The sequence below is a fragment of the Oleiphilus sp. HI0086 genome, from assembly GCF_001635225.1.
Map to the genome: position 1 here is coordinate 1 of NZ_LWFZ01000670.1, position 5,355 is coordinate 5,355.

A 5,355-nucleotide genomic window follows, 5' to 3' on the forward strand; every position below is an offset into this window, starting at 1 on the left:
AAAGGTGTCTGCGGGCAACTTTGCGCCGACAAGCTCCAAAGTCTCTGCGCTGCCATTGAACAGGTTTCTCTAAGACCTATTGAGCAAGTAGATAAGCACGAACTTGAAGGACTTCATGTAGAGTTCACAACAGAGTTAAGCTTGCTCGAACAATCATTTACTGAAGCACTCGACCAAAGTACTGCATCGACCAGCGACGAATCAGATGAAACACTCTCTAATGACGAGTTTATAAACCAACTAAACACGCTTCAAAACAAGCTTGAACAATCAGATTATATCGACCCAGACAGTTTAAGCCTCCTTAAAACAGCCTTCCCCGATAGGCAGGAAATCCAAAATTTGGTCATAAAACTCGTTGAAGAAATCAATTTATTTGACAATACGGCAGCATCAACGACACTTAAAGAGATATTGGCTCTGATTCAGACCTCATAACCAGACTGGCACCTAATAAATGGCCCCTCAAATATCGAGCGAGAAACAAGGAAAGCCAACCGTCCTCATTGTTGATGACGCGCCCGCTAACGTCCAAATTCTCGCTCTCATGTTCCGCGATCTTTATCAGGTCAAAGTCGCTACTTCTGGAGCAAAATGTCTGGAAGTCGCTCGTACAGAGCCCCAACCCGAGCTCATTCTACTTGATATCATGATGCCTGATATGGATGGCTTTGAAACCAGCAAGCACTTAAAAGAAGATGAAGAGACGGCTGGCATCCCCGTTATTTTTGTTACAGGCCTTCAAGACTCGCACGATGAAGAAAAAGGCCTTAAGCTAGGCGCCGCCGACTATATTCGTAAACCAGTGAGAGAAGCGATTGCAATCTCGCGCATCAACACACACATCACATTGAAGCAACAGCGCCAAAGGTTAGAAGAGCTTGCGCTCACCGACCAATTAACAGGCCTTTATAACCGGCATTATTTATTAGCCGTAGCTGAACAAAAAGTCGCTAGCGCCAAACGTCATGGCCATCCATTAAGCTTAATGATGGTTGATATTGACCACTTTAAACAAATTAATGATCAGCACGGCCACCCGGTTGGCGACCAGGTTTTAAGTACCTTTGGTGAATTCCTACGCACCCAATACCGAAAGGAAGATCTTGTAGCCGTGCGTTTTGGTGGCGAAGAGTTTGTGGTACTCCTGGAAAACTGCAGCCTTGATCAAGCAACGATGCGCTCGGACCAAATCCGAAAAGATGTAGAAGCACTTAAGCCAGCTGGACTCTTAGTCACAGCGAGTATCGGTGTAGCTGAACTACATCAGGACGAGAATGACTTTCAATCACTACTAGCCCGTGCAGATAAAGCCGTCTATAAAGCAAAATATGACGGGCGAAACTGCTTTAGAGTCAATGACGACTTTTGATTTTCACTTTAAACACTGCTTGATAAGTGCCGTAAAGGCTTGAACTTTCGGGCTAAAGTGGACATCACGATGCGTCACTAACCATATAGTTGAACGCCATGCACTAGGTGCTGGCAGAAGTAGCTGCAGGTCAGTTTTAAGTTCGGCAATTCGACAATCCATCGCCACGATACCCAAACCATTTTCCGCAGCATCCATTAATATATGGTAGTCGCTGGCACTAAAGCTAATCTGTTCCTTCGGGACCATTTCATTTAACCACTTAATACTCGGAATATTATTCATATTCTGGCAAAAATTAAGAAATCGATGTCCCGTAATATCCTCAAGGCTCTGGAGTTTCCCGTACTTACGCAAGTAGGATTCGCTAGCATAAAGAGCCGATTCAGTATACAATAGCTTCTGTACCACATAATCTGGGTCTTGCGGCTGAGCGCCTGGCCGAATACTAATATGCGCCTCACCATATTCAAGTTTAAAAATTCTCGAATCCGCCTGAAACGAAATGTCCACACCAGGGTGTGCTTTGCTGAATACCTCGATAACAGGCATGATCAAGGGACTCAAGGTCGAAACGCTCGTCAGAACCAAAGGCCCTGTTAGCTGCTGGTCTAGCCCATTAATTTTACTGACCATTCGATCAAGACGTTCTTCGACTTTTGCAGCATCTTGAAACAGAATTTCGCCCGCTTCAGTCGGCGTATAGCCGCGAGAATGCCTATGAAATAACTTACAAGCCAAGTGCTCTTCAATCGAGTCAATGTGCCTAAGAACTGTACTGTGATGAACACCTAAAGACTCAGCGGCCTTGCTAAGCGTGCCAAACTTGGCTACTTGATAGGCTATCTGAATATCACTCCAGCTTTTCATACATATCCCCAAACAATCTATATCTGCGCTTAACGTCACCCGCACAAAATTCGCCACTCTGTGCGTATATGCACACCAACTATGCACTCTACCTATTTTCATGCAGTTTTGCATCAGGTTTAATAAAGACAGTTCAATTCATACGCACTTACTTGAAAGGCCGATACCATGAGCTCAGACAGAACTCTTATTACATTTTCTGGAAGTCTACGCAGCAACAGCTACAACCAAAAAGTTGCTAAGCAAGCACAACAAATAGCTTTAGAGCTTGGCTACGATGCTATCAACATTAACTTAGCAGACTACCCTTTGCCGTTGTTTAATGAAGATATTGAAAACACTGAAACGCCCGCTTCACTGAACGACTTAAGGCGCATATTTTCATCACCAACAAGCATTTTAATCGCGAGCCCAGAGTACAACGGATCATTTAGCGCCGCACTGAAGAATACACTGGACTGGTTATCACGCCCTGACAATAGTGACTCCAATGTCTATCAACCACCATTTAACAGATTTACTGTCGCACTAACTGCTGCCAGCCCAGGCAGCCTAGGTGGCTTAAGAGGACTAGGACAACTAAGAGAAGTCATGACAAATTTGGGGAGTTTAGTTATTCCTCAACAACTAGCTATTGGAGCTGCTTACGAAGCATTCAACGAAGAAGGGAAATTAGTAAATCAAGAAACGGTCGATCGCTTAACCGGATTAGTTAAAACCTTACTAGAAACTGACCAGCGACTACAGAAATAGGAACTACAACCTTATGAACTCAAGGATGAGACTATTTTTGGCTCCACTTCCAAGGCAACGGAAAAAATTGAAGCAATTGAAGCTCTAATATCTTGCGCCAAGGTAAGTATATCTGCCTGATTGCCGCCATCGTGATTGACAAGAACAAGAGCTTGCTTGGCATGTACGCCTACAGGCCCTTGCCGCTTCCCTTTCCAACCGGCCTGGTCGATCAACCAGCCTGCCGCCAATTTAAATTCCCCAGTCTCAAGCTGATAACTCACAAGTCCTGGAAACTTCTTCCTTATGCTCTCTTCTTGTTTCGCCGTAACGATCGGGTTTTTGAAAAAGCTACCGGCATTTGGAAGCTCACTCGGTTCAGGTAATTTCGCCTTACGAACAGCAATAATTTTCTCTCTCACCTGAGATACCATTAAGCTTTCCGCGAGCCCCTGAAAGCCCCTCAGCTCACCATAGTCAAGCTTAAAACAAGGTTTACGTGTCAGCCGAAGTGTAATACTAATGATGCAATAACGATTAGGCTCGCGTTTAAATATGCTGTCTCTGTATGAGAACTGGCACTGCTCATTGCTCAACTCACAAAGCGAAAGCGTCTTAGTGTCGAAAGCTTTCACCGAGACAAGAGAGTCTGAAAGTTCCACGCCGTACGCACCGATATTCTGAACGGGTGCTGCACCAACGGTTCCGGGAATATAGGAAAGGTTTTCTAGCCCAACCAAGCCTTGATTTACAGTACCAGCCACCAAGTCGTCCCAGATCCTACCTGCTTCAACAACAACAATCACATGATCTGTATCGTCATCATGATAGTGAATTGCGTCAAACAATAAACGTATTACAAGTTTGTCTAGTCTCTCGGGCAAAACCAAATTGGAACCGCCGCCCAGGATAAGCAACTCTGATAGTTCATAGCTTCCACCCTGCAAAAAGAGCACAAGCTCTTGAGCATTGTCAAAGCAAAGTTCTTCGCGAGCAACACAAGGTAAAGCCAGGGTATTCAGGCTCTTTAAATCTGCTCCCAAACGCTTATTCATCAAGGAATGCAACCATTAAGCGAGCGCTTCCTCTGTCAGAGCATTCAGCAAACCTTCACTTGCCGACTCAGCTAAATCAAGCACATGTGAAAAACCGGCAGTGCCACCAAAGTAAGGATCTGGCACTTCACTTTCAGGGCAATCACTGAAGTCTAAAAACAGCTTTAATTTATGCTGAGACTCTTCTGGACACATGGCTTGCAAGTTTTCCAGATTGGCCTTATCCATTGCAATAATATGATCAAAGGCTTCGAAGTCAGAGAAAACCACCTGACGTCCTTGAATTCGGCTTAAGTCATACGAACGGCTTAACGCATGCTTTTGTGTTCGAGGGTCTGGAGCTTTCCCTTCATGCCAACCCGCTGTACCGGCAGAATCCACAAAAAAGTGCTCCTTTAAACCAGCCTGATCAACACGAGACTGAAAAACACCTTGAGCAGTGGGTGAGCGACAGATATTTCCTAAACAAACAAACAGGATCTTATGCATAATTCCCAACTCGACTAAAAAAATTAAGAAAAAGAGAACATCATACCGCTAAAAGGTTTCTAAGATATTGCAGATCTGTTTCAGTATCGACCCCTGGAGGAGGGCTCTCCAAAGCTTGTTCGACATGAATGCTAACACCGTTAGATAAGGCTCTCAATTGCTCTAAACTTTCAAGCTTTTCAGTCATACTCGGCGGCCAATTCACATAAGCATTCAAGAAACCCACTCGGTAGGCATAGATACCGATATGGCGGTAATAGCTAGCGCCATCAGGTATCGCCGTTAAGGCCTTAGGATCTGAAAACTGATCACGACACCATGGTATCGGGGCACGACTAAAATAATTTGCCATACCATTGAGATCAAACACCACTTTTACTGCATTCGGATTAAAAACATCTTCTACTTTGACTATCGACTCACACAAAGTTGCAATGCCGGCACCTGGGGCTAATGACAAGTTCTTAGCAACCTGATTAATCACCTTTGGCGGAATAAGCGGTTCATCACCTTGAACATTGACAACAATATCATCATCTGCCAAAGCAAGTTTGGCAACTACTTCCTGCAGCCTGTCTGTTCCCGAAGGGTGCTCAGCAGAAGTCATCACAACCTTGGAACCAAAGCCCAAAGCGACCTTTTCAATACGCTCATCATCTGTCGCAATAACAACTTCTTCGGCATCTGATAAGCAAGCTTGCTCATAAACCCGCTGAATCATCGGCTTTCCGGCAATATCCAACAGAGGTTTACCCGGCAAACGGGTAGAGGCATAGCGAGCAGGTATAATGACCTTAAAAGACATACGTCCCTCCTTTTCTGTGTGTGTGCTTATTT

General features: G+C 44.7%; 7 protein-coding genes. 3 read left to right on the forward strand and 4 right to left on the reverse strand.

All coding sequences use genetic code 11. From position 1 onward, the window contains the following. Positions 1 to 438: hypothetical protein (locus A3756_RS27645; protein ID WP_197481262.1), on the forward strand; the 438-nt coding region annotated here is incomplete at its 5' end. A 19-nt stretch (positions 439 to 457) separates the two neighbouring features. Further along, positions 458 to 1,372, forward strand: coding sequence for a diguanylate cyclase (locus tag A3756_RS09875; protein ID WP_068553426.1), 915 nt, complete (start codon positions 458 to 460; stop codon positions 1,370 to 1,372). 3 nt (positions 1,373 to 1,375) lie between these two features. On the opposite strand, the gene A3756_RS09880 is transcribed toward A3756_RS09875, so the two are convergent. Next, positions 1,376 to 2,242 (reverse strand): LysR family transcriptional regulator, encoded by an 867-nt coding sequence (locus A3756_RS09880; protein ID WP_068516301.1) that lies wholly within the window; start codon positions 2,240 to 2,242, stop codon positions 1,376 to 1,378. A 168-nt stretch (positions 2,243 to 2,410) separates the two neighbouring features. Here A3756_RS09880 and A3756_RS09885 point away from each other — a divergent pair, with 168 nt between their 5' ends. After that, positions 2,411 to 2,995 (forward strand): NADPH-dependent FMN reductase, encoded by a 585-nt coding sequence (locus A3756_RS09885; RefSeq protein ID WP_068508909.1) that lies wholly within the window; start codon positions 2,411 to 2,413, stop codon positions 2,993 to 2,995. Positions 2,996 to 3,006: 11 nt separating this feature from the next. On the opposite strand, the gene murB is transcribed toward A3756_RS09885, so the two are convergent. From murB to kdsB, 3 genes are all read right to left on the reverse strand, one after another. Then, positions 3,007 to 4,029 carry a UDP-N-acetylmuramate dehydrogenase gene (murB, locus tag A3756_RS09890; protein ID WP_068516298.1) on the reverse strand — a complete coding sequence of 341 codons (1,023 nt, stop codon included), beginning with the start codon at positions 4,027 to 4,029 and terminating at the stop codon, positions 3,007 to 3,009. 15 nt (positions 4,030 to 4,044) lie between these two features. Next, entirely contained in the window at positions 4,045 to 4,518 is a 474-nt protein-coding gene (locus A3756_RS09895) for a low molecular weight protein-tyrosine-phosphatase (RefSeq protein ID WP_068516175.1), read from the reverse strand. Between the two features lie 40 nt (positions 4,519 to 4,558). Next, on the reverse strand, positions 4,559 to 5,355 hold a 797-nt coding region (kdsB, locus tag A3756_RS09900; RefSeq protein WP_368664581.1), incomplete at its 5' end, for a 3-deoxy-manno-octulosonate cytidylyltransferase.